The organism is Cellulosimicrobium sp. RS, from assembly GCF_046159675.1.
In the GTDB taxonomy this organism is placed as follows: domain Bacteria; phylum Actinomycetota; class Actinomycetes; order Actinomycetales; family Cellulomonadaceae; genus Cellulosimicrobium; species Cellulosimicrobium funkei.
The window spans coordinates 155,582-180,196 of sequence record NZ_JBJXVU010000003.1 but is presented as its reverse complement, the minus strand read 5'-3'; the positions used below and the strand labels follow the sequence as shown (position 1 = coordinate 180,196).

22 protein-coding genes and 1 tRNA gene are annotated in these 24,615 nt (G+C 75.2%); 14 read left to right on the top strand and 9 right to left on the bottom strand.

Annotation, left to right across the window (positions count from 1 at the left end; all coding sequences use genetic code 11):
• Positions 1–19: 19 nt before the first annotated feature.
• Positions 20–2,587: an ATP-dependent Clp protease ATP-binding subunit gene (locus tag ACI769_RS06420; RefSeq protein ID WP_031315080.1), complete on the bottom strand. Its 2,568-nt coding sequence runs from the start codon at positions 2,585–2,587 to the stop codon at positions 20–22.
• A 281-nt stretch (positions 2,588–2,868) separates the two neighbouring features.
• Between ACI769_RS06420 and ACI769_RS06415 the strand changes: the two genes are divergently transcribed.
• The 4 genes from ACI769_RS06415 (at position 2,869) to ACI769_RS06400 (ending at position 5,806) form a co-directional block, all read left to right on the top strand.
• The gene (locus ACI769_RS06415) at positions 2,869–3,516 is read left to right on the top strand and encodes a hypothetical protein (protein ID WP_409141364.1); all 648 of its coding nucleotides are present in this window, start codon (positions 2,869–2,871) and stop codon (positions 3,514–3,516) included.
• Positions 3,517–3,686: 170 nt separating this feature from the next.
• On the top strand, positions 3,687–4,640 hold the full coding sequence (locus ACI769_RS06410) for a universal stress protein (protein WP_409141363.1): 954 nt from the start codon (positions 3,687–3,689) through the stop codon (positions 4,638–4,640).
• A gap of 76 nt (positions 4,641–4,716) precedes the next feature.
• Positions 4,717–5,049, top strand: a complete 333-nt coding sequence (locus ACI769_RS06405; protein ID WP_085386519.1) for a cupin — start codon at positions 4,717–4,719, stop codon at positions 5,047–5,049.
• Positions 5,050–5,095: 46 nt separating this feature from the next.
• The gene (locus ACI769_RS06400) at positions 5,096–5,806 is read left to right on the top strand and encodes a hypothetical protein (protein WP_043652707.1); all 711 of its coding nucleotides are present in this window, start codon (positions 5,096–5,098) and stop codon (positions 5,804–5,806) included.
• Positions 5,807–5,875: 69 nt separating this feature from the next.
• On the opposite strand, the gene ACI769_RS06395 is transcribed toward ACI769_RS06400, so the two are convergent.
• Positions 5,876–6,370, bottom strand: a complete 495-nt coding sequence (locus ACI769_RS06395) for a hypothetical protein (RefSeq protein ID WP_409141362.1) — start codon at positions 6,368–6,370, stop codon at positions 5,876–5,878.
• Between the two features lie 357 nt (positions 6,371–6,727).
• On the opposite strand from ACI769_RS06395, the gene ACI769_RS06390 reads away from it, so the two are divergent.
• The 3 genes from ACI769_RS06390 (at position 6,728) to ACI769_RS06380 (ending at position 10,691) form a co-directional block, all read left to right on the top strand.
• Positions 6,728–9,097 (top strand): heavy metal translocating P-type ATPase, encoded by a 2,370-nt coding sequence (locus ACI769_RS06390; RefSeq protein WP_409141361.1) that lies wholly within the window; start codon positions 6,728–6,730, stop codon positions 9,095–9,097.
• A gap of 135 nt (positions 9,098–9,232) precedes the next feature.
• A complete protein-coding gene (locus ACI769_RS06385) occupies positions 9,233–9,832 on the top strand; it encodes an alpha/beta family hydrolase (protein ID WP_409141360.1) in 600 nt (199 codons plus the stop codon).
• 91 nt (positions 9,833–9,923) lie between these two features.
• The gene (locus tag ACI769_RS06380) at positions 9,924–10,691 is read left to right on the top strand and encodes a hypothetical protein (protein WP_409141359.1); all 768 of its coding nucleotides are present in this window, start codon (positions 9,924–9,926) and stop codon (positions 10,689–10,691) included.
• 100 nt (positions 10,692–10,791) lie between these two features.
• Here the strand turns inward: ACI769_RS06380 and ACI769_RS06375 are convergent.
• The 3 genes from ACI769_RS06375 to ACI769_RS06365 all read right to left on the bottom strand — a co-directional run bounded on the left by ACI769_RS06375 (position 10,792) and on the right by ACI769_RS06365 (position 13,230).
• A tRNA-Thr gene (locus tag ACI769_RS06375) sits at positions 10,792–10,867 on the bottom strand.
• Between the two features lie 112 nt (positions 10,868–10,979).
• Positions 10,980–12,533, bottom strand: coding sequence for an alpha/beta hydrolase (locus ACI769_RS06370; protein WP_144681797.1), 1,554 nt, complete (start codon positions 12,531–12,533; stop codon positions 10,980–10,982).
• 88 nt (positions 12,534–12,621) lie between these two features.
• Positions 12,622–13,230, bottom strand: coding sequence for a hypothetical protein (locus ACI769_RS06365; RefSeq protein ID WP_409141358.1), 609 nt, complete (start codon positions 13,228–13,230; stop codon positions 12,622–12,624).
• Between the two features lie 126 nt (positions 13,231–13,356).
• Between ACI769_RS06365 and ACI769_RS06360 the strand changes: the two genes are divergently transcribed.
• The 3 genes from ACI769_RS06360 to ACI769_RS06350 all read left to right on the top strand — a co-directional run bounded on the left by ACI769_RS06360 (position 13,357) and on the right by ACI769_RS06350 (position 16,219).
• A complete protein-coding gene (locus ACI769_RS06360; protein WP_409141357.1) occupies positions 13,357–14,670 on the top strand; it encodes a low temperature requirement protein A in 1,314 nt (437 codons plus the stop codon).
• 108 nt (positions 14,671–14,778) lie between these two features.
• Positions 14,779–15,159 carry an SHOCT domain-containing protein gene (locus tag ACI769_RS06355; RefSeq protein ID WP_108051002.1) on the top strand — a complete coding sequence of 127 codons (381 nt, stop codon included), beginning with the start codon at positions 14,779–14,781 and terminating at the stop codon, positions 15,157–15,159.
• Positions 15,160–15,229: 70 nt separating this feature from the next.
• Positions 15,230–16,219: a TIGR03557 family F420-dependent LLM class oxidoreductase gene (locus ACI769_RS06350; protein ID WP_171467462.1), complete on the top strand. Its 990-nt coding sequence runs from the start codon at positions 15,230–15,232 to the stop codon at positions 16,217–16,219.
• A 6-nt stretch (positions 16,220–16,225) separates the two neighbouring features.
• Here ACI769_RS06350 and ACI769_RS06345 read toward each other — a convergent pair whose 3' ends face one another.
• Positions 16,226–17,362, bottom strand: a complete 1,137-nt coding sequence (locus ACI769_RS06345; RefSeq protein WP_085386527.1) for a DNA polymerase III subunit delta' — start codon at positions 17,360–17,362, stop codon at positions 16,226–16,228.
• Entirely contained in the window at positions 17,359–18,123 is a 765-nt protein-coding gene (tmk, locus tag ACI769_RS06340) for a dTMP kinase (RefSeq protein WP_371810580.1), read from the bottom strand. The genes ACI769_RS06345 and tmk overlap by 4 nt, the downstream gene beginning before the upstream one ends.
• 100 nt (positions 18,124–18,223) lie before the next feature.
• Here tmk and ACI769_RS06335 point away from each other — a divergent pair, with 100 nt between their 5' ends.
• On the top strand, positions 18,224–18,952 hold the full coding sequence (locus ACI769_RS06335) for an HAD-IA family hydrolase (protein WP_114553234.1): 729 nt from the start codon (positions 18,224–18,226) through the stop codon (positions 18,950–18,952).
• 87 nt (positions 18,953–19,039) lie between these two features.
• Here the strand turns inward: ACI769_RS06335 and ACI769_RS06330 are convergent, their stop codons facing one another.
• A complete protein-coding gene (locus tag ACI769_RS06330; RefSeq protein ID WP_171467460.1) occupies positions 19,040–19,543 on the bottom strand; it encodes a MarR family winged helix-turn-helix transcriptional regulator in 504 nt (167 codons plus the stop codon).
• Positions 19,544–19,665: 122 nt separating this feature from the next.
• Between ACI769_RS06330 and ACI769_RS06325 the strand changes: the two genes are divergently transcribed.
• Positions 19,666–19,875 (top strand): hypothetical protein, encoded by a 210-nt coding sequence (locus ACI769_RS06325; protein WP_021482922.1) that lies wholly within the window; start codon positions 19,666–19,668, stop codon positions 19,873–19,875.
• A gap of 21 nt (positions 19,876–19,896) precedes the next feature.
• Here ACI769_RS06325 and ACI769_RS06320 read toward each other — a convergent pair whose 3' ends face one another.
• Complete coding sequence (locus ACI769_RS06320; protein WP_409141356.1) at positions 19,897–20,991, bottom strand: Gfo/Idh/MocA family protein; 1,095 nt, start codon at positions 20,989–20,991, stop codon at positions 19,897–19,899.
• Positions 20,992–21,118: 127 nt separating this feature from the next.
• Between ACI769_RS06320 and ACI769_RS06315 the strand changes: the two genes are divergently transcribed.
• On the top strand, positions 21,119–21,904 hold the full coding sequence (locus tag ACI769_RS06315) for an ABC transporter ATP-binding protein (protein ID WP_034650462.1): 786 nt from the start codon (positions 21,119–21,121) through the stop codon (positions 21,902–21,904).
• Positions 21,901–24,567: an ABC transporter permease gene (locus ACI769_RS06310; protein ID WP_409141355.1), complete on the top strand. Its 2,667-nt coding sequence runs from the start codon at positions 21,901–21,903 to the stop codon at positions 24,565–24,567. The genes ACI769_RS06315 and ACI769_RS06310 overlap by 4 nt, the downstream gene beginning before the upstream one ends.
• The last annotated feature ends 48 nt before the right edge of the window (positions 24,568–24,615 follow it).

Sequence of the window (24,615 nt, the reverse complement as noted above, 5' to 3'; positions counted from 1 at the left end):
TCAGGCGTTCAGGAGTGCGTCACTCCGCGCCGGCCTGCAGCTCGCCCGTCGGAGGCAGGTCGCGGACCGAGACGCCGGTGGGGGCGTCGAGCGCGGCGGCCGCGCCCACGCTCACCGGGCCGCGGTCGTGCTCGCCCTTCGAGACACCCCGGAAGGTGAACTCTCCGAGCAGGCCCTCGCCCTCAGCGTCGACCAGGACGATCTCGCCGGCCTTGAGCTCGCCGAACAGGATCTTCTCCGAGAGCACGTCCTCGATGTCGCGCTGGATCGCGCGGCGCAGCGGACGAGCACCCAGGACCGGGTCGTAGCCCTTCTCGGCGAGGAGCTGCTTCGCGGGCTGCGTGAGCTCGATGCCCATGTCCTTGTCCCGCAGGCGGGCGTCGAGACGGGCGATCATCAGGTCGACGATCTGGATGATCTCGGCCTGCGAGAGCTGCGGGAAGACCACCACGTCGTCGACGCGGTTGAGGAACTCCGGCCGGAAGTGCTGCTTGAGCTCGTCGTTGACCTTCGCCTTCATGCGCTCGTAGGACGTGACCAGGTCGCCGCCGGCGTTGAAGCCGGTCTGGACGCCCTTGGCGATGTCCCGCGTGCCGAGGTTGGTCGTCATGATGATGACGGTGTTCTTGAAGTCCACGACACGGCCCTGCGAGTCGGTCAGGCGACCGTCCTCGAGGATCTGCAGGAGCGAGTTGAAGATGTCCGCGTGGGCCTTCTCCACCTCGTCGAACAGGACGACCGAGAACGGCTTGCGCCGCACCTTCTCGGTGAGCTGGCCACCCTCGTCGTACCCGACGTAGCCAGGGGGCGAGCCGAACAGCCGCGAGACGGTGTGCTTCTCGGAGAACTCCGACATGTCGAGCTGGATGAGCGCGTCCTCGTCCCCGAAGAGGAACTCGGCGAGCGCCTTGGCCAGCTCCGTCTTCCCGACGCCCGTGGGGCCGGCGAAGATGAACGACCCACCGGGGCGCTTCGGGTCCTTGAGGCCCGCACGCGTGCGGCGGATGGCCTGCGACAGCGCCTTGATCGCGGCCTCCTGGCCGACGACGCGCTTGTGCAGCTCATCCTCCATGTTGAGCAGGCGGCTGGACTCCTCCTCGGTGAGCTTGAAGACCGGGATGCCCGTGGCCATGGCCAGGACCTCGGCGATCAGCTCCTCGTCCACCTCCGCGACGGTGTCCAGGTCACCGGACTTCCACGCCTTCTCCTTGTCGGCGCGCTTCGCGGTGAGCTGCTTCTCCTTGTCGCGCAGACCGGCGGCCTTCTCGAAGTCCTGCGCGTCGATCGCGGACTCCTTCTCGCGGCGCGCCTCGGCGATCTCCTCGTCGAGCTCCTTGAGCTCCGGCGGGGCCGTCATGCGGCGGATGCGCAGGCGCGCGCCCGCCTCGTCGATGAGGTCGATCGCCTTGTCCGGGAGGAACCGGTCGTTGATGTACCGGTCCGCGAGCGTGGCCGCGGAGACGAGCGCGGAGTCCGTGATGGACACGCGGTGGTGCGCCTCGTAGCGGTCGCGCAGGCCCTTGAGGATCTCGATGGCGTGCGGGAGCGACGGCTCGGCGACCTGGATGGGCTGGAAGCGACGCTCCAGGGCCGGGTCCTTCTCGACGTGCTTGCGGTACTCGTCGAGCGTCGTCGCGCCGATGGTCTGCAGCTCGCCGCGCGCGAGCATCGGCTTGAGGATGCTGGCGGCGTCGATCGCGCCCTCGGCGGCACCCGCCCCGACGAGGGTGTGGATCTCGTCGATGAACAGGATGATGTCGCCGCGCGTGCGGATCTCCTTGAGCACCTTCTTGAGGCGCTCCTCGAAGTCGCCGCGGTAGCGGGACCCGGCCACGAGCGCGCCGAGGTCCAGCGTGTAGAGCTGCTTGTCCTTGAGCGTCTCGGGGACGTCGCCGCGCACGATGTCCTGGGCGAGGCCCTCGACGACGGCCGTCTTGCCGACGCCGGGCTCGCCGATGAGGACGGGGTTGTTCTTGGTGCGGCGGCTCAGCACCTGCATGACGCGCTCGATCTCGAGGCTGCGCCCGATGACCGGGTCGAGCTTGCCCTCGCGCGCGGCCTGGGTGAGGTTGCGCCCGAACTGGTCGAGCACGGCCGAGCCCGACGGCTGGCCCTCGGTGGGACCGCCGGCGGCGACCGGCTCCTTGCCCTGGTAGCCGGACAGGAGCTGGATGACCTGCTGGCGCACCTTGTTGAGGTCGGCGCCCATCTTCGTCAGGACCTGGGCGGCGACGCCCTCGCCCTCGCGGATGAGGCCGAGCAGGATGTGCTCGGTGCCGATGTAGTTGTGGCCGAGCTGGAGCGCCTCGCGCAGCGACAGCTCGAGCACCTTCTTGGCGCGCGGCGTGAACGGGATGTGCCCGCTCGGGGCCTGCTGGCCCTCGCCGATGATCTCGGTCACCTGGGTGCGGACGCCGTCGAGGGAGATCCCGAGGGACTCCAGCGCCTTGGCCGCGACACCCTCGCCCTCGTGGATGAGGCCGAGGAGGATGTGCTCGGTGCCGATGTAGTTGTGGTTGAGCATCCGCGCCTCTTCCTGGGCGAGGACGACGACCCGACGGGCTCGGTCTGTGAATCTCTCGAACATGTGCTGCTCCTCGTGAGCGGCGTACACCTGCCCGCCGGACGACGGGTACAAGCCTGACCGCATTGACTCTATGCGGTTCGAACGAGCCGCACCCCCTCCGTATGCCGTTGTTCGCCAGGGGCGTGAAAGAGGGGTCGCGCCGTGACCTCCCGGGCGGTCCCGGGTGCCCGACGGCGGAGATCACCCGGCCCGACACGCGCCGGGGGCGTTGACCGCGGCCCGCGCCACGGGCAGGCTCGGGAGTGCGCCCCGCACGACGTCCAGAAGGGTGGCGAAGAGCGATGCACCAACCGGACCAGCCGCCGGAGGACACCCCCGCACCTGACGCGGACGAGCGAGAGGCACGCCCCACGGGCTCGGCCGCGTCGTGGGAGCAGGTGGTCGCGCGGTTCCACGGCGCCGTCGCGGAGGTCGACGACCCGCTCACCTGGGGTCTCGACCTCGACGAGGAGACGCTCACGGGCGCCGGTCACGGCGCGCACGACCCGGCCGAGGAGCGCTTCCTGCGCTCCTACGTGTCGTTCACGGGCGAGACGCTCGACGTCGAGACGCTGCGGGTGCGGGCCGCGCACGACGAGCAGGCCGAGGACATCGCCCGCACCGCGCTCAGCGGGGCGCTCGCCGCGCCCCTGCACTCGGACTCCCCCGGCGACGACGACTTCCTCGACTCCTACCAGGAGTACCGCGCCGCGATGCGCGCGATCGTCGAGGAGGTGGACGTCGCGCCCGTCGTGCGCACCACGTTCCGGGTCGACGGCGAGACCCGCCCCTGCCTGTACGTCACCGTGCGGGAGCACGCCGCGGCGTACGTGCCGGTCGAGGACCGGGCGCTGGTCGTCTCGGGCCCGGCGGACCTGCTCGCGCGGGTCGACGTCGTCACCCGCCCCCTGCGCAACATCCTCCAGGACGAGCCCGACCCGCGGTTCTGACCGGCTCCGCGCGCCGCGCCGCGGGACTCTCGTCCACCACCTCGGGACGCCCGTCCCGGGCGCGGCGCGGCCCCGCGGCCTAGGGTCGAGTCAGCACCGGCGCCGCCGACGGCGTCGGGGACAGCACGCCGACGGCGCACGCGGTCGGCCGACCGGGCGGAGGTGGCGAGATGCGCGGCGTGATCGTCGGTGTCGACGGGTCGGAGGAGTCGGGCGGCGCGCTCGACTGGGCGCTGCGCGAGGCGGCGGACCGGGCGGTGCCCCTGACGGCGGTGCTCGCGTTCGAGTCGCGGCAGGGGCCGGGCGACGGCCCCGACGCGGCGGCCGAGGAGAAGCGGGCGCTCGTCCAGGAGTGGCTCGACGCCGCGCGCGCCCGCACGGGGATCGGCCCGGACGCGGTGACCGCGACGGCCGTCGCCGAGCGCGGCAGCCCCGCGGCCGTCCTGCTCGCCCTCGCCCAGCCGCGCGTCGCGCAGGCAGCCCAGGACGACGTGCGGCCCGACGCCGCCGACGGCGACGACGCCGACCTGCTCGTCCTCGGCCGCTGCGGCCGGGGTCGCCTCGGTCGGATGGTCCTCGGGTCGGTGCCGACCGCCGTCGTGCAGCACGCGACCGTCCCCGTGACCGTGGTGCGCGGGACGCCCGACGTGCGCCACGACCACGCGCGGCCCGTCGTCGTCGGGGTCGACGGGTCGTCGACGTCGGTCCAGGCGCTGCGGCACGGCGCCGACGTCGCGCGGCGCACGGGCGCGACGCTCGAGGCCCTGTTCTGCTGGCAGATCGTCTCGCTCGCGCCCCTGCCCGACTCGTGGGGATGGACGCCGCCCATCGACGACTACGAGAAGTTCGCCGCCCAGAAGCTCGACGCCGCGCTCGAGGCGGCGGGGGTCGACCTGCCCGACGACCGCCTCGTGCGCAGCGTGCAGCACGTGCACGCCGCGAAGGGGGTCATCGAGGCGTCGTCGCGCGCGGAGCGGCTCGTGCTCGGCAACCGCGGCGTCGGCGGGTTCGACCGGCTGCTCCTGGGCTCGGTGAGCCGGCACGCGGTCGAGTACGCGCACTGCCCGGTCACGGTCGTGCGACCCGCGGACGCGACGCACCCCTCGGGCACCCACGACAACTGAGGCCTTGCCCGACGCGCGGGCGGCAGCGACGCCCGCCGCGCGGCATGATGGAGCTCCCCGACAGGCCGGAGCCCCGATGACGAACGTCGACCTCCTCACGGAAGCCCACCTCACGACCGCCCGCACCGCGCCGAACGGTCGCAGCGCCGAGGTCGTGCTGCACGACGGCCCGCTGCGCCAGACGATCCTCGCGCTGCGCGCGGGCGTCGAGCTCGGGGAGCACAACTCCCCGCCCGCGGCGTCGATCCAGGTGCTGCGCGGCCGGGTCCGGGTCACGGCGCTCGGCGAGGGCGACGTCGAGCTGGGCGAGGGCGAGCTGCGCGTGCTCACGCACGAGCGGCACGCGGTGAGCGCGATCGAGGACGCGGCGTTCCTCCTGACGACCGTGACGAGCGTCCCGGGCAGCTGAGCGCCTGCTCCTGCGAACCGCCCGCACGGCTGCCAGGGTGGTGCGGATGAGAGCCTCGACAACGACGACCGTCCTCGCCGCGAGCGCCCTGGTCCTCGCGGCCTGCACCACGGCCCCCGGCGACGAACCGAGCACCCCGGAGCCGTCGGCCCCGGCCCCCTCGACCTCTGCCGCGACCTCGGCACCCGGCGATCCCGCCGCGGCGCTCCCGACGGACGCGCCCGCCGACGTCCTCCTCCCCGCGGGCGCGTGGGGCGGCGAGGGAGGACGCGAGGAGGCGGAGGGGGTCGCGGACTGGCACCTCCCGGAGGCGTGCGCCGACGGCGGCCCCGCGGACGCCACGGCGATGCGCACCGCGACCGAGGGCGACGGCGCGGCCGAGGGCGTCGTGGGGGTCCACCAGGTCGCGGTGTTCGCCGACGCCGACGCCGCCACCGCGGAGGCCGCGCGGCTCGCGGACCTGCTCGCCGCGTGCGCGGCGCAGGGCGGGGCGGAGGGCACGACGTACACGGCCGAGCCGCTCGACGTCGGCGCCCAGGGCGGCGGCCTGGCCACCGACTACTACGGGTCGGGCGATAGCGGGGACCTGGACACGGCGCTCGGCACCTACCTGGCGACGACGCGCCGCGGTGCCGCGGTCACGCTCGTCGCGCTCGACGGCGGGGAGAGCACCGTCGGCGCGGCTCGCGAGACGGTCGCGGAGCAGGCCCGCGCCGCGTGGGAGCGGCTGTGCCGCTACGAGCAGGCGGGCTGCTGACGGACGGCGTCCTCCCGCCCGGGAGACTCACTCCCGGGACGTCGTGCCCCGGGTCGCCGTGGCGGGCGCTCAGACCCGGACGGCCCAGGCGGCGAGGGCCAGCGCCGTGACGTCCTCCGCGACGGCGCCCGGCCAGTCGGGCCGCTCGCCGACGGCGAGGCGTCGCCACGCCGCACCGCCCCACGTCCCGACGGCCCCGCCCGCGGCTCCCGCGACGGCGGCGAGGACCAGCCCGACCGGACCGGTCCGGTGCCGGGCGACGAGCACGCCGCCGACGGCGCCGCTCGCGACGCGGACGACGGGGCCGGGCGGCGCGAGCCGGCTCGGCGTCTGCGGCAGCTTGTCGCCGACCAGCTCGCCGACGACGCCCAGGAGCGCCGCGCCGCGCGCGAGCGGCCCGGGTCCGTGGCCCGACCGGCGCGACCCGCGGGGCCGCACGAGGCCGGCCAGCACCGGCGCCGCGACCCCGAGGCTGCTGCGCGAGCCCGCGGCGACGCCGAGCGCGAGCGCCCGGGCGAGCACCGCCGTCGTGCCGCGCGGCGCGGCTGCGTCCTGGGACGTCATGGGGTCCTCCTGCGGTGTGGTGGTGGCCCGGTCGACCGGGTTCTCCCGAACGTAGCCGCTCCCGGGGCGGCCCACCCGGCGGCGCGGCGCGCCGCCCGCCGGGTCCCGCGCCCGGGCCCACCCCCAGCGACGCCGAGGTCGGCGAGCAGGCGCTGCGCCTCGCGGTCGCCCGGGCGACGACGCACCCCGGCGCGTGGCGGTCCGGTGCCCGGTCGTGCTGCGGGAGCCCACCCCGCGCCCCTGCCGCCGCCCCTCACGGACGGGTCGCGCTCGAACGGTTGACGGATCGGCACCACGGGGGCATGATCGGGAGGAGACGATACCCCCTAGGGGTATCAGCAGCCGAGAGGAGACACGGTGGACCACCGCACGGAGCACGGCCCCGGGCGTCGGACCGGCGCGGACGGCGAGCACGAGCACCACGAGGCGCACGGGCACCCCGAGGCGCACGGGCACCCCGGCGCGGCGGCGACCGCCGCCGTCGACCACGCGACGCACGACCCGGCCGCGCACCGCGGCCACGACACGGGGCACGAGGACCACCACGCGGGTCACGGCACCGCGGGTCACGGCACCGCCGGGCACGAGGGCCACGGCACGTCCGGGCACGAGAGTCACGACACGGCCGGTCACGGCACGGCGGGCCACGCCGGACACGACATGGCCGGGCACGGCGGGCACGGCGGGCACGGCGGGCACGGCGACCACGTCGGGCAGTTCCGCCGCCTGTTCTGGATCATGCTCGTCCTCGCGGTCCCCACGGTCGCGCTGAACGCCATGTTCGCGATGCTCCTGGGCTACGACCTGCCCGACGCCGCGTGGGTGCCCTGGGTCTCCCCCGTCCTCGGCACGGTGATCTACGCCTGGGGCGGGCGCCCGTTCCTCACCGGTGCGGTGAGCGAGCTGCGGAGCCGCAAGCCCGGGATGATGACGCTCATCTCGCTCGCCATCACGGTCGCGTTCGTGTCGTCGCTGGGAGCGAGCCTGGGCCTGCTCGCGCACGAGCTCGACGTCTGGTGGGAGCTCGCGCTCCTCGTCGTCATCATGCTGCTCGGCCACTGGCTCGAGATGCGCTCGCTCGCGCAGACGGCGTCCGCGCTCGACTCGCTCGCCGCACTGCTCCCGGACGAGGCGGAGCGGGTCGCCGAGGACGGGACCGTGACGACCGTCGCGCCGACGGACCTGCGCGTCGGCGACCTGGTCGTCGTCCGGCCGGGAGGGCGCGTGCCCGCGGACGGCGAGGTCGCATCCGGGTCCGCAGACGTCGACGAGTCGATGATCACCGGCGAGTCGCGCCCCGTGCGCCGCACCGTCGGGGACGCCGTCGTCGCGGGGACCGTCGCGACGGACGACGCGCTGCGCGTGCGGATCACGGCTGTCGGCGAGGACACCGCGCTCGCGGGCATCCAGCGGCTCGTCGCAGACGCGCAGGCGTCGTCGACGAAGACCCAGCGCCTCGCGGACCGCGCCGCCGGGTGGCTGTTCTGGTACGCGCTCGGGGCCGCTGCCCTGACGATCGGCCTGTGGCTCGTCTTCGGCACGCCCGAGCAGGCGCTGATCCGGGCGATCACCGTCCTCGTCATCGCGTGCCCCCACGCGCTGGGTCTCGCGATCCCGCTCGTCGTCTCGCTGTCGACGGAGCGCGCCGCGAAGGCGGGCGTCCTCGTCAAGGACCGTCTGGCGCTCGAGCGCATGCGCACCGTGGACACGGTCCTGTTCGACAAGACCGGGACGCTCACCGCGGGCGAGCCGGTCGTCGTGCACCTCGCGACCGCGGGCGGCACGTCCGAGGCCGAGCTGCTCGCGCTCGCCGCAGCGGCCGAGGCGGACAGCCAGCACCCGCTCGCCCGCGCGATCGTGCGCGCGGCCGAGGAGCGGGGCGACGACGTCCCCCGCGCCACCGACTTCCGGTCGCTGACGGCCGTCGGCGTCGAGGCGACCGTCCCGACCCCCGACGGCGCGCGCCGCGTCGCGGTCGGCGGGCCGGCACTCCTGCGCGAGCGCGGCCTCGACCCCCTGCCCGACGCCGCGGCGTGGGCCGAGGACGGGTCGACCGTCCTGCACGTGGTCGTCTCGGACGGCGCCGGCACCCGCACCGGCACCGCATCGGACGCGCGGTCCGGCGAGGTCGTGGGCGCGTTCGCCCTGGCGGACGCGATCCGCCCCGAGTCGCGCGAGGCCGTCGACGCGCTGCACCGGCGCGGCATCCGGGTCGTCATGATCACCGGCGACGCCGAGCCCGTCGCCCGCGCGGTCGGGCGCGAGCTCGGCATCGACCAGGTCTTCGCGGGCGTCCGCCCCGAGGACAAGGACGCGAAGGTCGCCGAGCTGCAGCACGGCGGGCGCGTCGTGGCGATGGTCGGCGACGGCGTCAACGACGCCCCGGCGCTCGCGCAGGCGGACGTCGGCATCGCGATCGGTGCGGGCACCGACGTCGCGATCGCGTCCGCCGGGGTGATCCTCGCGAGCTCGGACCCCCGGGCGGTGCTGTCGATCATCGAGCTGTCGCACGCGTCGTACCGCAAGATGCAGCAGAACCTGTGGTGGGCCGCGGGCTACAACATCGCGGCCGTGCCCCTCGCCGCGGGCGTGCTCGCGCCCGTCGGGTTCGTCATGCCGATGGCGGTGGGCGCGATCCTCATGTCCGCGTCGACGGTCATCGTCGCGCTCAACGCGCAGCTGCTGCGCCGCACCGACCTCGACCCGGCCCGGCTCGCGTCGCGGTGACCGGGGCCGCGAGGCCCCCTCGACCACGAGGTTGCTGTCGTCCTGCCCCGTGGGGCGACAGCAACCTCGTGGTCGGCCGCGCGGAAGGTCGTGCTCGACCGTGAGGAACCCCGTGCGCGCTGCGAGACTGGGCCGGTGACCACGCCGCACCCCGACGACCGGCCCGTCGCCGGCGTCCTCCTCACGCCCGGCGCCGGCGCGAGCCGCGACGACCGCGCGCTCGTCGCGATCGACGAGGCGCTGGCCGCCCTCGACCCGCCCGTGCCGGTGCGCCGCGTCGACTTCCCCTACCGGATCGCCGGCAAGCGGATGCCCGACCGGCCGCCCGTCGCGATCGCGCACGTCCGCGCCGAGGCGGAGGCGTTCGCCGCCGAGCTCGGCACCACGACGGACCACCTCGTGCTCGGCGGCCGCTCGTACGGCGGCCGCATGTGCTCGATGGCCGTCGCCGAGGGGCTCCCCGCCGCCGGGCTGGCCCTCGTCAGCTTCCCGCTGCACCCGCCGGGCAAGCCCGAGCGGCTGCGGACCGAGCACTTCCCGGACCTCCACGTGCCGGTCCTTCTCGTCTCCGGGCGCACCGACCCGTTCGCGACGCCGGACGAGCTCGCCGAGCACACCGCCGCGATCCCCGGGCCCGTCACGCGCGTCGAGCTGCCCGGTGCCCACGACCTCAAGGGGCAGGACGCGGCCGTGTGCGAGGCCGTCGTCCGGTGGCTCGCGACGCTCGGGGCCTGACGCACCCAGGGCACCGCCCCGGCGTTCCGACCGGCCCGCACGACTGCGTACGATGTGCCGCGGACCGCTCCCGAACGACCCGGAGGTGCTGATGCGTGCCGCTGGCCGCCTGCTCGCCCTCGCACCCCTGGCGGTGCTCGTGGTGGCCGTCGCCGCCGCACCCGCGACCGCCGTCGGCCGGGACGGCGAGAGCGGGCTCGAGGTGAGCGTCGACGGCGTCTCGTTCGACCCGGAGCGCCTCTGGTCCGAGTGGGGCGCCGTCTCCTACGCCGTGAGCGCGCCGGACGGGAGCCGCGAGCGGTACTACTCCGACTCGTACGGCCCGCGCGACTCCGCGGACGGGTTCCTGGCCTTCTCGGTGCCGGCGCGCACGTTCCCCGACGGCTACTGCGTCACGTGGGCCCAGGTGTCCGGCCTGCGCGCGCAGCACGCGCGGTGGAACGGGGACGACCCCGTCTGCACGACGGCGCAGGCCGCGCCCGCCCCCACGACGCCGCCCCCGGCGCCGACCCCCGACGCCTCCGCGACCTCGGCCCCGACGGCCGAGGCGCCGCCGGCCGCGGCGGTCGTGGAGGCGCCCGTCGAGACGCCGGAAGCGCCGGAGCCGGACGTCACGGAGGAGCCGACCGCCGAGCCGACGGAGGAACCGACGACGGACGCCCCCGACGAGCCGACGCCGACCGCCGCGCCCACGACCACCGGCACCGAGCCGGCGCGCGTCCCGCTCGCGTCCGTCGACCGCACGGCGCCGCCCCCGCCCGCCGGCGAGACCTTCCCGACCTTCGCCGCGCTAGGCGTCGGCGGGCTCGTCGCCGCGGCGGCCGGCGGCGTGATCCTGCTCGTGCGCCGCGTGGGCTGAGCCCTCGGCGAGGCGCCTGCGCCAGGCTGGCGTCCCCGCCTGCACCACGCTCCGAACGCAGAAAAGGCCGGGTCCGAGGACCCGGCCTTTTCTGCCGTGATGGAGCCGCCTAAGGGAATCGAACCCTTGACCTATTCATTACGAGTGAATCGCTCTGCCGACTGAGCTAAGGCGGCGTGCTACGTCCCGGTCCGCTCGGCGAACCGGTGGCAACGAGCGCCTACTGTACCCAACGACCGGGCCAGATTCCAAAGCGGGCCCGGGGGGCCCCGTCGGGCGCCCTCCGGCTCAGCAGCGGAGCCCGTCCTCGGGGACGGTCCCGTCCACGAGGTAGGCGTCCACGGCGTCGCTCAGGCAGTCGTTCGCGCGCCCGTACGCGGTGTGCCCCTCGCCCTCCCAGGTGACCAGGACGGCGGAGTCGAGCGTGTCGGCGAGGCCCTCGGCCCACACGTAGGGGGTGGCCGGGTCGTTGGTCGTGCCGATGACGAGGATCGGCGCGGCGCCCTCCGCGGCGAGGTCGAACTCCTGGTCGACGACGGGGTACGCCCAGCCCTCGCACGTGAGCCCGCCGAACGCGAAGAAGTAGCCCATCGTCGGGGCCTCCTCCTCGAGCCGCTCGAGCTGGGCCTGCATCGCGGCCGGGTCGTCGTCCTGGCGCCCGTCGAGACAGTTCACGGCCCGGAACGCCTCGGACGAGTTCGACGAGTACGTGCCGTCGGCGTTCCGGTCGTTGTAGAAGTCGGCGAGGTAGAGCAGGCCGTTGCCGGTGCCCTCCTCGAACGCCTCGGTGAGCGCCTGCGTGAGCACGGGCCAGCTCTGGTCGTTGTACAGCGTGACGGCGACGCCGTAGAAGCCGAGGGTCTGCGTGACGCTACGACCCGAGTCCGTCGGGAGCGGGTTCGCCTTCGCCGCGTCGAGGAGCGAGCGGATCTGACGCATCCCCGCGTCCGTGTCGCCCTTCAGGGGGCACTTGCCGCCGGCCTGGCAGTCCTCGACGTACGCGCGCAGGGCGTTCTCGAAGCCGACGGCCTGCTGCTCGGAGATCTCGTCCGGGTCGAGCGAGGTGTCGATCGCCCCGTCCAGCACCATGCGGCCGACCTTGTCCGGGAACAGCCCGGCGTACGTGGCCCCGAGCTGCGTGCCGTAGGAGTAGCCCAGGTACGCGAGCTTCTCGTCGCCGAGGACGGCGCGCAGCATGTCCATGTCGCGCGCGGCGCTCTGGGTGTCGACCTGGCCGAGCAGCTCGCCCGTGTTCTCGGCGCACGCGTCGGCCCACGCGCGACGGTCCTCCGCGAGCGCCTCGAGCCCCGCCTCGTCCGTGTCGAAGTCGCGCGACAGGGACTCGTCCTTGGCGGCGTCGTCGAGGCACACGACGGGCGACGACTGCCCGACGCCGCGGGGATCGAAGCCCACGAGGTCGTAGGCCGCGGTGACGCTCTCGCCGACGGTCGGCGCGAGCGACGCGACGAAGTCGACGCCCGACGCGCCGGGCCCGCCGGGATTGGTGAGGAGCGAGCCGATGCGCTCGCCGGTCGCGGGCTGGCGCTTGACCGCGAGCTCGATCTCGCCCGCCGCCGGGTCCTGCCAGGAGAGGGGGGCGCGCGCCGTCGTGCACTCCCAGCCGGCCCCGCACTCCTCCCACGCGAGGGTCTGCCCGTAGAACTCCTCGAAGCCCTCCGGTCCCGTCTCGCCCGTGCCGGTCGACGACGCGGTCGGGACGTCCTCGACCGGGGTCTGCTGCTTCGGGGGCGCCGAGCACGCGCCCGCGACGAGGGCCAGCGCGAGGGTCGCGGCGCAGGCCAGGGCGCGGCGAGCGGGGCGGGAGGAGGGGGACGTCGTCACCCGGACACGGTAGCCGCTCGCCCGTCGCGCGGGAGACGGCCCACCGGCGGCGGCCCGCCCTTTCACGCGCTCTTCACCGCGCGGGTCGTCACCCCGCGGTCCAGGCGAACTCGCCGGCCGCGCCCTCGGCCGGCGGCGGCACGACGACGGTCCCGCGGTCCCCGAGCACGACGCTCACGTCGGCGCTCGTGTCCACGTCGTCGGGCACCGCGACGACGGACGTCGCGGGGACGTAGTCCATGGTGCACGCGGTGTCGGCGGGGATGTCGACGAACGACACGACGACGTCGCTCCCCTCGACCGCGGCGTCGTCCTCTGCGAGCAGCGGGCACGAGCTGGACCCGAACGTCACGACGAGCAGGAGGCCCGGCTCGGCGCTCCACGCGGCGCCGGTGCCGCCTTCGGTCGGCGCGTCCGCGCCGGGCGGCAGGCCCTTGCCGTGCGCGCCCGCGACGACGTCCATCGTCGCGGCGTCGGGCAGGCCCTGCTGCTCGTCGGTGGCGTCGTCGGTCGGCTCCGTGGACGGGTCCGACGAGGGGTCGCCGTCGGGCTCCGTGGTCTCCTCGGTGGCGCTCGTGCCGTCACCGCCCCCGTCGGTTCCGGACGCGCACGCCCCGAGCAGGGCGACCGTGGCCGTGAGCGCGAGCGCCGCGGTGAGGCGCGCGGTCCGGGCGGCGGGACGACGGGCGGGGACCATGGGGACTCCTCGGTCGGCGACGGGTGCGCGACCATCGTGGTCCGCGCCGGGACCTCGCGCGCGCCGAACCGCCGACGCGCCGCGGGATCGTGACCCGACGGTGACCCGGGGTGGGAGCATCCCCGCATGGACGCACCGCACCCGACCCGCGGCACCGAGCGGCCCCCGCTGCGCTGGGGCTTGCGCACCGACCTCCTGCGGCACGGCGACGGCGGCGACTCGAGCCGCGTCGGGTACGTGGAGCTGTTCTTCGACCTGGTGTTCGTCTTCGCGGTCACCCAGCTCTCGCACGGGCTCATCGCGCACCCCGGCGTCGAGGCGCTCGGGCACACGCTCCTGCTCGGCGTCGCCGTCTGGTGGGTGTGGGTCGACACGATGTGGGTGACGAACTGGCTCGACCCCGAGCGCCTGCCGGTGCGGGGCCTGCTCGTGGCGCTCATGCTGCTGGGCCTCGTCCTCGCGAGCGCGATCCCGGAGGCGTTCGGCGACAAGGGCCCGCTGTTCGCCGTCATGCTCGTCGCGATGCAGGTGGGGCGCAGCCTCTTCACGATGGTCGCGATGGGCCGCGTGTGGCCCGAGAACGCGGTGAACTTCGTCCGCATCACGACGTGGCTCGCGGCGTCGGGCGTGCTCTGGGTCGCGGGCGGCCTCGTCGAGGAGCACCGCCTGCTGCTGTGGGCGGTCGCGGCCGCGATCGACGTCGCCGGGCCGCGCGCGATGTTCTGGCTCCCCGGGATCGGGGCGTCGCGCGCGAGCACGTGGGTGGTGCGCGGAGAGCACATGGCCGAGCGCGTCAGCCTGTTCGTCATCATCTGCCTGGGCGAGTCGATCATCGTCACGGGCGCCGCGTTCGCCGAGCTCCCCCTCGACCTCACGACCGTCTCCGCGTTCTGCTCCGCGTTCGCGAGCACCGTGCTCATGTGGCTGCTGTTCTTCGACCGGTCCGAGCGGCGCGCCACCGAGTACTTCACGTCGCGCGCCGAGCGCGGGATGGTCGCCCAGACGGCGTACACGTACGTCCCGTTCGTCATCGTCGCCGGGATCGTGCTCACCGCCGTCGCCGACGAGCTCGTGCTCCTGCACCCGCTCGGGCACGACGGCGGCCACGCCGACGCCTGGACCGCCGGGCTCGTGTGCGGGGCGGCGGCGACGTACCTCGTGGGGAACGCGCTGTTCCGGCGCGCGACGGGCGGGCGCTGGTCGCTCCCGCACGTGCTGGGCGCGGTCGCGGTCGGCGTGCTCTTCGCCGTCCACGCGTGGCTCTCGCCGCTCGCGCTCAACTGGGTGACGGACGGCGTCCTGCTGGCGGTCATCGTGGGCGACGTGGTCCGCGCGCGGCGGGTCCCGACCCCACCGTCGGACGGGCTGTCGGGTACGCCGTCGGACGTGCCGGGCGCGCCGACGGGGCCACCGCCCGAGGCGCCGTCCGGGACCCCGTGAGCCGGGCCCCGTGCGTCTCGCCGGGCGCGATCGTCGCGACGTCGCTACGTTCGCCCTGATGGCGCGGGGCAGCAGGCCGTCGCGTCGCGGGACCCGTCGAGAAAGGGCGTGACCGTGGACTTCTGGGACTTCTTCTGGCTCCTCGTGTGGAGCTTCTTCTTCATCGCGTACCTCATCGTGCTCTTCCAGATCATCGCGGACCTGTTCCGTGACCGGGAGCTCTCCGGGTGGTGGAAGGCGGTCTGGATCATCTTCCTCATCTTCCTGCCCGTGCTGACGTCGCTCGTCTACCTCATCGCGCGCGGGCGCGGCATGGCGGAGCGGCAGGCCGCGGCCGTCGTGCAGGCGAAGCACGACACGGACGCCTACATCCGCCAGGTCGCGACGACGTCGCCGGCCGAGCAGATCTCCCACGCCAAGGCGCTCCTCGACTCGGGCGCCATCACCCCCGAGGAGTTCGCGCAGCTCAAGGCGAAGGCGCTCGCCTGACCGACCCCTGCCTCCCCCGGGCCGGGCGTACCCGCGTGCGGGTGCGCCCGGCCCGTCCGACGATCGAGACATGACCCGCTTCGGCTACACCCTCATGACCGAGCAGTCCGGCCCTCGTGCGCTCGTGGAGCACGCGGTCGACGCGGAGCGCGTCGGCTTCGACTTCGAGGTGATGAGCGACCACTACTTCCCCTGGCTCGACGCCCAGGGCCACGCCCCGTACGCGTGGTCCGTGCTCGGGGCGGTCGCCCAGGCGACCGAGCGCGTCGGCCTCATGACGTACGTGACCTGCCCCCTCCTGCGCTACCACCCCGCGGTCGTGGCCCAGAAGGCCGCGACCGTGGCGCTCCTGTCCGACGACCGCTTCACCCTCGGGCTCGGCGCCGGGGAGAACCTCAACGAGCACGTGGCGGGCGAGCGCTGGCCCGCCGTCGGCGAGCGGCACGACATGCTCGAGGAGGCGGTGCAGATCATCCGCTCGCTGCTCGACGGCGAGCGCCTCACGTTCGAGGGCGTCCACTACCGCGTCGACTCCGCCAAGCTCTGGGACCTGCCCGACGAGACCGTCGAGATCGGCGTGGCCGTCTCCGGGCCGCAGTCGATCGAGCGGTTCGCCCCGCTGGCCGACCACCTCGTCACCACCGAGCCCGAGGCCGGTGTCGTGCAGCGGTGGTCCTCCGTCCGCGAGCGCGCCGAGCTCGCGCCGTCGCGCGTCGTCGGGCAGATGCCGATCTGCTGGGACCCGGACGAGGAGACCGCCGTGGCGCGCGCGCACGAGCAGTTCCGGTGGTTCGGCGGCGGCTGGCGCGTCAACGCGGACCTGCCGACGACCGAGGCGTTCGAGGCGGCGACGGCGTTCGTGCGGCCCGAGGACGTGGCCGCGTCCATCCCGTGCGGCCCCGACCTGGACGCGGTCGTCGAGGCGGCGTCCGCGTGGTGGGAGGCAGGATTCACCGACCTCGCGCTCGTCCAGGTGGGCGAGGTCGGGCAGCGCGAGTTCCTCGAGACCGCGGCCGGGCCGCTCCTGGAGAAGCTCCGCGCGGCAGCGCCGTCGAGCTAGCGGCCGTCAGCCCTGGGGGCGCAGCGCGACGACCATCGCCTCCACGGCCAGCAGCGGCGCGACGTTGCCCTCGAGCCGCTCGCGCGCGACGCCGATCGCGTCCATGCGCCGCACCGTCTGCTCGGGCGTCGAGTCCTGCGCGAGCGCAGCCACCGTCTCGGCGAGCTCGGTGTTGACGAGCTCGACCTGGGCCCCGAGCTGCACCACGAGCACGTCGCGGTACAGCGAGAGCAGGTCGACCATCGCGCGGTCGAGCACGTCGCGCTGGTGGCGCGTCGCGCGCCGCTTCTGGTCGGCCTCGAGGTCGCGGAGCTGGGAGCGCAGCCGCGGCGGGAGCGTCTCGCCGTCCGCGACGCCGAGCGCACGCAGGAGCTCGGCCTTCTCTGCGGCGTCGCGCTCCTCCGTCGCCGCCTTCGCCTCGGCCTGCGCGAGGTCCACGAGCTCCCCCGCGGCGAGCACGGCGTCGCCGACCCCGCGGACCCGCCGGGCGAGCGAGAGCACGGACGTGCGGCGCTCGCGCGCCCCCGCGTCCCGCGCGAGGCGCCGGGCGAGACCGATATGGCTCTGGGCCGCGCGCGCCGCGACGAGGGCGACGTGCTCGTCGACACCGTCGCGCTGCACGAGCAGGCCCGCGACGGCCTCGACCGGCGGCACCCGCAGCACGACCCCGCGGCAGCGTGAGCGGATCGTCACGAGCACGTCCTGCGGGCTCGGGGCGCAGAGGATCCACACCGTGTGCGGGGCGGGCTCCTCGATCGCCTTGAGGAGGACGTTCGTGGTGCGCTCCGCCATGCGGTCGGCGTCCTCGACGACGATGACCCGGCGCCGGCCCTGCGACGGGCTGCGGCTCGCGACCGTCACCAGGTCGCGCACGTCGTCGATCTTGATGGTCACGAGCTCGGTCGCGACGAGCGTCACGTCCGGGTGCGTCCCGGCGAGCGTCGTGCGGCACGCCTGGCAGCGCCCGCAGCCGCCCTGCTCGCACTGGAGCGCGGCCGCGAACGCGCGCGCGGCGTTCGAGCGGCCGGAGCCGGGCGGGCCGGTGAGCAGCCACGCGTGGGTCATCGCGGCAGGGTCGGTGGCCGCGGCGCGGAGCGTCGCGACGGCCTGCTCCTGCCCGACGACGTCGTCCCAGACGCTCATGCGTGCGCGTCCCCGGCAGGCCGCGCCGGGGCGCCCGGCAGGAGGTCCGTGCCCGGCGCGTAGCCGATCGCGCTGTCCGTGTCGTCGAAGCCGTCGTCGGGCAGCGCGGCGACCGTGTCCTCGGCCTCCTCGACGACGGGCGTGAGCTCGAGCCGCGCGGCGACGTCGACCCGGATCTGCGCCTGGAGGTCGTCGACCGAGCCCGCGGCGTCGAGCACGACCCAGCGCTCCGGGTCCGACGCCGCGCGCGTGAGGAACGCCTCGCGCGTGCGGCGGTGGAACTCCGCGCCCGCGCGCTCGAGGCGGTCCTGCTGGCGGCGGATGCGCCCGGCGGCGACCGCCGGGTCGAGGTCGAGCAGGATCGTCACGTCGGGCAGGAGGTCCTGCACGGCCCAGCGCGAGATGAGCTCGACCTCGTCCGCGCCGAGCTCGCGCCCGCCCGCCTGGTAGGCGACCGACGAGTCGAGGTAGCGGTCCGTGACGACGATCGCGCCGCGCTCGAGCGCGGGGCGCACGAGGCTCGCGACGTGGTGCGCGCGGTCCGCGGCGTAGATGAGCGCCTCCGTGCGGGGGTCCATGTCCTGCCCGTGGAGCACCGCGGCGCGCAGCTCCTTCCCGAGCTCCGTGCCGCCCGGCTCGCGCGTCAGCACGACCTCGCGCCCCGTGAGCTCGCCGAGCCACTGCCCGAGCAGGCGCGCCTGCGTCGACTTGCCGACGCCGTCGCCGCCCTCGAAGGAGATGAAGTACCCGGGTGCGCTCACGGCGACCACCCTAGTCGCGACGTCGGACACGGGCCGGTCCCCCGGGCGCCGGACGTGCGGGACAGCCGCGGGCGCCGGACGCGCGGGATAGCCTCGGGCCATGCCCGATCCCGTGACCGCCCCCGTGACGGACCCCCCGCCCGCTCCTCTGCCCACCCCCGGCGTCGCGTTCGCCGGCCGGACGTTCGACGCCGTGCTGTTCGACATGGACGGCACCCTCATCGACTCGGTCCCGGCGGTGGACCGGAACTGGCGTCGCTGGGCCGCGGAGCACGGGCTGCCCGACGCCGAGGACTTCCAGATCCAGCACGGCACCCCGGCGCGCACGCTCATCGCGACGCTCCTGCCGGCCGACCAGGTCGAGCCCGCGTACGACCGCATCCACGAGCTGGAGCTCGAAGACAACGAGGGCGTGACGATCCTGCCGGGGACGCGCGACGCGCTCGCCGCCCTGCCCCCGGAGCGGCAGGCGATCGTCACGTCGTGCACCCGCCCCCTCGCGGCGGCGCGCATGGCCGCGTCGGGCCTCGTCGCGCCGTCGGTGGTCGTCACCGCGGACGACGTCGCCCACGGCAAGCCCGACCCGGACCCGTTCCTCCTCGGCGCGGAGCGCCTGGGCGTGGACCCGGCGCGGTGCCTCGTCGTCGAGGACGCTCCGGCCGGGGTCGCGTCCGCCCGCGCCGCGGGGTGCGCCGTGCTCGTCGTGACGGGCACGCACACGGCCGACGAGCTCGCGTCCGCGTCCCCTGCACCCGACGCGCTGGCGGCGGGCCTGGCAGCGGTGCGCTTCGCCGCGGGCCCGGACGGCATCCGGATCACGGACGCCTGACCACCCCGCCGACCATGGGGTCGTCTCCCGTCCTCGTCCCCTGACGGGCCAGACCCCCATGCTCGGCAGGGTGCAGCGGGCTGATCCTCAGTAGACGGACGCTCGCTGGGCGGCCGCGACGACCTTCGACGCGGCGGCGTGGATCTCCGCCAGCTCGTCGAGGGTGAGGCCCGTCGCGGCGACGATGGCGGGCGGGATGCGCTCCGCGTCACGACGCCGCGCGCGCCCCTCGGGCGTGAGCGTCACGCGGACCTGGCGGCCGTCGTCGGGCGATCGGGACCGGCGCACGTAGCCGAGGGTCTCGAGCCGCTTGAGGAGCGGCGAGAGCGTCCCCGCGTCGAGGTGCAGCCGCGCGGCGAGGTCGCCGACGGTCGACGTCGTGCCCGCCGCGTCGTCCTGCCACAGCGCGAGCAGCACGAGGTACTGCGGGTGGGTGATGCCCAGGGGCTCGAGCAGCGGCCGGTACAAGGCGACCATGCCGCGCGCGCCCGCGGAGAGCGCGAAGCACACCTGCGCCTCGAGCGCGAGCGGGTCCGCGAACAGCGTCGGCGCGCCCGGTGCGGACGCCCCGCCGTTCTCCTCGCTCGTCATGGCGCCATGCTACCGAGGATCGCGCTATTCTTGGTACGCCAATCATTGGTGCACCAACCATCAGCGGACGAGCACCAGCCACCGGCCCCCCGGCCGGCGACGCGACACCAGCGGAGGACACCGTGGCGCGCAAGAACGACAAGCGCACGCTCGGCATGCGCATCACCGAGGGCTTCCTGCCGATCTTCGGCCCGGCACAGCTGGGGCGGCAGGAGGCCGACGGCCGCGGCGTGTCCGACGCCGAGCGCGAGCGCGACCAGGAGCTGCGCACCCGCTTCGAGCGGGTCACCGGCCCCGACGGCCGCAGCTACGTCGTCGAGCACACCGACTGACGCGGCGCCCGCCCGCGAGCGTCACTCCCCGGGGTAGACGACCCCGACCTGGCGGCGCACCTCGTCGAGCGTGCGCATGACCTCGAGCGTCGAGTCCCACGACATGCGCGGGCTCTGCGTCTCGCCCGCGGCGACGCGGCGCGCGACCTCGGCGGCCTGGTACTGCTTGCCCTCGCCGGAGAAGCCGTCGTAGAACCAGGACGCGCCGTCGTGCCGGACGACCCGGAACGACGTCGGCGCGTAGAACGTGCCCTCGACCTCGATGCGGCCCGCCGTGCCCGAGATCACCGCCGTGTTCGCGGTGCGCGACCACAGCGTCGTCGAGAGCGTCGCCTGCGTGTCGCCGTAGCCGAGCACGATGCTCACCTGCCCGTCCACGCCCGTCTCCGTGAGCGCACCGACGGCCGTCACGGTCGACGGCGCGCCCAGCAGGTCGTGCGCGAACGACACCGGGTAGACGCCCAGGTCGAGCAGCGCGCCGCCCGCCAGCTCCGGCGCGTAGAGCCGGTGCTCGGGGTCGAACGGGAACCACTGGCCGTGGTCGGCGCTGAGGTTCACGACGTCGCCGATCTCGCCGCGCGCGATCACGCCGCGCAGCGCGGCGACGTGCGGCAGGAACCGCGTCCACATGGCCTCCATGACGAACACGCCCGCCTCGCGCGCGGCGTCGAGCACCTCGACCGCCTCGGCCTCGTTGCGCGTGAACGCCTTCTCGACGAGGACGTGCTTGCCCGCGCGGATCGCGAGCAGGGCGTGCTCGTGGTGGTGCGAGTGCGGCGTCGCGACGTACACGACGTCCACCTGCGGGTCCTCGACGAGCTCGTCGTAGCCGTGGTGCGTCGTGGGGACGCCGTGCGCGGTCGCGAAGCGCTCGGCGCGCACGCGGTCGCGCGAGCCCACCGAGGCGACGCGACCCTGCGTGTGCAGGCGCACCGCCTCCGCGAACGACGACGCGATGCCGCCCGCGCCGAGGATGCCCCAGCGGATCGGGGGCGCGCTGCGCGGATCGGGGACCGTGCCCGTCACCTCGGCGGACAGGTCGGGGAACGGGTGGACGCCGGAGGCGGCCGGGGTCTCGTCGGGGTGCGCGGCGGGCGGCGGGGCGACGGTGCTCATGCGGCCCACGCTATCGCCCTGCGCGGGCCCCGCCGACGCTCGTCCACAGGCCGCGCGTCGGGCCCGCGAGCAGCCCTCCCCCGCACGGGTGGTGCGCGCCGCCGCGCGGCGCGTCACGATGGGGGGCATGACGACCCCCGCGCCCCGGACCGGCACGCCGACCGACGCCGGACCCGAGCCCGAGGCACGGGCGAGCGCGCGCGACCTCGTCAAGGTCTACGGCTCCGGCCCGACGGCCGTCCGCGCGCTCGACGGCGTCGACGTCGACTTCGCCCGCGGCCGCCTCACCGCGATCATGGGGCCGTCCGGCTCCGGCAAGTCGACGCTCATGCACTGCCTCGCCGGCCTCGACTCCCCGACGTCCGGCAGCGTCGTGATCGACGGGCAGGAGATCAGCCGGATGTCGCAGCGGCGGCTCACGGCGCTGCGCCGCACGCGCGTCGGGTTCGTCTTCCAGGCGTACAACCTGGTCCCGACCCTCACGGCCGCGGAGAACATCACGCTCCCCCTCGACATCGCGCGCACCCGCGTGGACCGCGACTGGTTCGACGAGGTGACGACCGCCGTCGGGCTCACCGACCGCCTGCACCACCGCCCCTCCGAGCTGTCCGGCGGGCAGCAGCAGCGCGTCGCGTGCGCGCGGGCGCTCGTGTCGCGGCCCTCGATCGTGTTCGCCGACGAGCCGACCGGCAACCTCGACTCGCGCTCCGCGGGCGAGGTGCTCACGTTCCTGCGCCGCTCCGTCGACGAGCTCGACCAGACGGTCGTCATGGTCACGCACGACCCGCGCGCGGCGTCGTACGCGCACCGCGTCGTCTTCCTCGCGGACGGGCGCCTCGCGGGCGAGCTGCACGACCCCACGCAGCAGGACATCCTCGACGCGCTCGCGCTCGCCGCGGACTCCGGCGCATGATCCGCGTCGCGCTGCGGGGCGTGCGCGCGCACGTCGTGCGGTTCGTCCTGTCGGTGCTCGCCGTCACGCTCGGCGTCGCGTTCGTCGTCGGGACGTTCGCGTTCCGCGGCATGCTCTCCTCCACGTTCGACGACATCATCGCGACGACCCTCACGGCCGACGTCTACGTGCGCGGCGCGCAGGAGGTCGAGAGCGACACGTCCGGGCCCGGCGGTGGCGGCGCCGCCGGCGGGGGCGGGTTCGCGGGCGACCGCACGCTCGTCCCGGCCGACCTCACGACGGAGGTCGAGGGCGTCGACGGCGTCGAGCGGGCCGTGGCGGACGTGTCCGGCCCCGTCGTGCTCGTCGCGGCCGACGGCACCGCCGTCGTGACCACGGGCCCGCCGAGCACGGCGTTCTCCGTCGACCCGGAGGACCCGAGCCTCACGCTGCTCGACGGCGCGTGGCCCGGCGCGGGCGAGATCGTGCTGGAGCAGAGCGCGGCCGAGACCGCGGACCTCGCCACGGGCGACGAGACCACGGTCGTGCTGGGCGGGGAGCCGCGCCCCGTGACCGTGTCCGGCGTGTTCGGCATCGAGGCCGCCGCCGCGGGTGCGGTCCTCGTCGGGATCGACGGGGACACCGCGCGCGAGGTCTACGCGCCCGACGGGCTGGTGCCCCAGATCGCGGTCTGGGCGGACGCGAGCGGGCCGGTGGACGAGGACGCGCTCGCGGACCGCGTCGCGTCGGTCCTGCCGTCCGGGGCGGAGGCCGTCACGGGCGAGCAGGCGCGCGCCGAGGCGAGCGAGGCGGTCGAGGAGGTGCTCGGGTTCGTCGAGACCTTCCTGCTGGTGTTCGCCGCCATCGCGCTGTTCGTCGGCGCGTTCATCATCGCGAACACGTTCGCGATGTCGGTGCGCGAGCGCCTGCGCGAGCTCGCCCTCCTGCGCGCGCTCGGCGCGTCGCCCGGCCAGGTGTTCGCGTCGGTCCTCGTCCAGGCGCTCGTCGTCGGGCTCGTGGGTGGCGGGTTCGGCGTGCTCGCGGGGGCCGGCCTGGTGCGGGTCATCCGGTGGGGGCTCGCGCTCGCCGGCTTCGAGTTCTCCGGCCGGGTCCCGCTCGGGACCTCGCAGGTCGTGGCCGCCGTCGCGCTCGGGGCGGTCGTCAGCGTCCTCGCGGCCGTGCTGCCCGCGCGGCGGGCCGCAGCGATCCCGCCCGTGCAGGCGATGCGCGACGACGTCGCGCCCGACCGCGGCACCGGGCTGCGGGCGGTGGGCGGGGTGGTCGTCGTCGCGGCGGGCGCCGGTGTGCTGTGGCTCGCGGCGTACCTGGGTTCCTCCGTCGTGGACGCGCCGACCGGGTGGGCCTGGGTCGACGACCTGAGCCCCCGGCTGCTCCTCGGCGTCGGGGCCGGGCTCGTGCTCGTGGGGGTGCTCGTCGGGTCGCCGGCCGTCGCGCGCGGCGTGCTCGCGGTCCTCGCGTGGCCGCTCGTCGTCGCGCTGCGCCCGCTCGGCCGCCTCGCGCGCGGCAACGTCACGCGCAACCCCCGCCGCACCGCGAGCACCGCGGGAGCCCTGCTCATCGGCATGGCGCTCGTGTCGGTCACGGGCGTCATCGCCGCCTCGACCCAGGCGTCGGTGCGGAGCATCGTCGAGAACGAGGTGCGGGCCGACCTGGTGGTCGACTCCGCGACGCTTGTCGTACCCGAGGGCGCGGTCGAGGCCGTGACCGCGACGCCGGGCGCCGCCGTCGTGGACACGGTGCGGCTCGGGTCGGCGCCGGTCGCCACGGTCGGCGGCGGCTCCGGCACGGACGACCGCACGGCCGACGGCACGGACGACGGCGCGCGCGGGACCGACGTCGCGGGCGTGCCCGCCGGGTTCTTCGACACCGCGCTCGAACCCGTGACGCTCGCCGGGGACCCGACGGCCACGCTCGAGGACGGGGACGTCGTCGTGCACCGGCGCACCGCGCGCGAGCGCGGCTGGGAGGTGGGCGACACGCTGCGGCTCGGCGAGGGCGATGCCGCCGTGGAGGCGCGCGTGGGCGCGGTGATCGACAGCCAGCTCGTGGGGACCGGCGTCCTCGTGCGCGACGACGTGTTCGACGCCGTCGTGCCGGCCGCCCAGGCAAGCGTGCGGATCGTCTACGTGTCCGCGGCCGACGGCGCGAGCCCGGCCGACGTCGAGGAGCTGCGCACCGCCCTGACGTCTGCGGTCGAGCCGTTCCTCGTCGTCACGGTGCTCGACCGGGAGCAGACCGCGTCCGCGTTCGCCGACCAGGTGAACCAGGTGCTCGTCATCCTCTACGCCCTGCTCGCGCTGTCGATCGTCATCGCGCTGCTCGGCATCGTCAACACGCTCGCGCTGTCGATCATCGAGCGCACGCGCGAGATCGGGCTGCTGCGCGCCGTCGGGCTGGGGCGCCTCCAGCTCGCGGGGGTCATCGCGATCGAGTCGGTGCTCACCGCCGTCTACGGGACGGTGCTCGGCGTCGCGACGGGCATCGGCATCGGCGCCGCCCTCCCGGGCGTGCTCGCCGACGAGGGGCTGAGCACGCTCGCCGTGCCGTGGGGCCAGGTGCTCTCGATCCTCGGCGTCGCGGTCGTCATCGGGCTCGTCGCGAGCGTCTGGCCCGCGATCCGCGCCGCCCGCCTCCCGGTCCTCGACGCGGTGACCGTGGACTGACCGCCTCCCCCTGAGTGCAGGAGCTCGTCGCGTCCGGACGCCCGGGCG

What these genes read in the sequence shown, in the direction of transcription:
- ACI769_RS06400 (WP_043652707.1), top strand. Translation starts at nt 5,096, where the DNA reads ATGAGAGCCTCGACAACGACGACCGTCCTCGCCGCGAGCGCCCTGGTC.
- ACI769_RS06350 (WP_171467462.1), top strand. Translation starts at nt 15,230, where the DNA reads ATGACCCGCTTCGGCTACACCCTCATGACCGAGCAGTCCGGCCCTCGT.
- ACI769_RS06415 (WP_409141364.1), top strand. Translation starts at nt 2,869, where the DNA reads ATGCACCAACCGGACCAGCCGCCGGAGGACACCCCCGCACCTGACGCG.
- ACI769_RS06420 (WP_031315080.1), bottom strand. Translation starts at nt 2,587, where the DNA reads ATGTTCGAGAGATTCACAGACCGAGCCCGTCGGGTCGTCGTCCTCGCC.
- ACI769_RS06330 (WP_171467460.1), bottom strand. Translation starts at nt 19,543, where the DNA reads ATGACGAGCGAGGAGAACGGCGGGGCGTCCGCACCGGGCGCGCCGACG.
- ACI769_RS06315 (WP_034650462.1), top strand. Translation starts at nt 21,119, where the DNA reads ATGACGACCCCCGCGCCCCGGACCGGCACGCCGACCGACGCCGGACCC.
- ACI769_RS06405 (WP_085386519.1), top strand. Translation starts at nt 4,717, where the DNA reads ATGACGAACGTCGACCTCCTCACGGAAGCCCACCTCACGACCGCCCGC.
- ACI769_RS06365 (WP_409141358.1), bottom strand. Translation starts at nt 13,230, where the DNA reads ATGGTCCCCGCCCGTCGTCCCGCCGCCCGGACCGCGCGCCTCACCGCG.
- ACI769_RS06410 (WP_409141363.1), top strand. Translation starts at nt 3,687, where the DNA reads ATGCGCGGCGTGATCGTCGGTGTCGACGGGTCGGAGGAGTCGGGCGGC.
- ACI769_RS06395 (WP_409141362.1), bottom strand. Translation starts at nt 6,370, where the DNA reads ATGACGTCCCAGGACGCAGCCGCGCCGCGCGGCACGACGGCGGTGCTC.
- ACI769_RS06360 (WP_409141357.1), top strand. Translation starts at nt 13,357, where the DNA reads ATGGACGCACCGCACCCGACCCGCGGCACCGAGCGGCCCCCGCTGCGC.
- ACI769_RS06320 (WP_409141356.1), bottom strand. Translation starts at nt 20,991, where the DNA reads ATGAGCACCGTCGCCCCGCCGCCCGCCGCGCACCCCGACGAGACCCCG.
- ACI769_RS06335 (WP_114553234.1), top strand. Translation starts at nt 18,224, where the DNA reads ATGCCCGATCCCGTGACCGCCCCCGTGACGGACCCCCCGCCCGCTCCT.
- ACI769_RS06310 (WP_409141355.1), top strand. Translation starts at nt 21,901, where the DNA reads ATGATCCGCGTCGCGCTGCGGGGCGTGCGCGCGCACGTCGTGCGGTTC.
- ACI769_RS06380 (WP_409141359.1), top strand. Translation starts at nt 9,924, where the DNA reads ATGCGTGCCGCTGGCCGCCTGCTCGCCCTCGCACCCCTGGCGGTGCTC.
- ACI769_RS06345 (WP_085386527.1), bottom strand. Translation starts at nt 17,362, where the DNA reads ATGAGCGTCTGGGACGACGTCGTCGGGCAGGAGCAGGCCGTCGCGACG.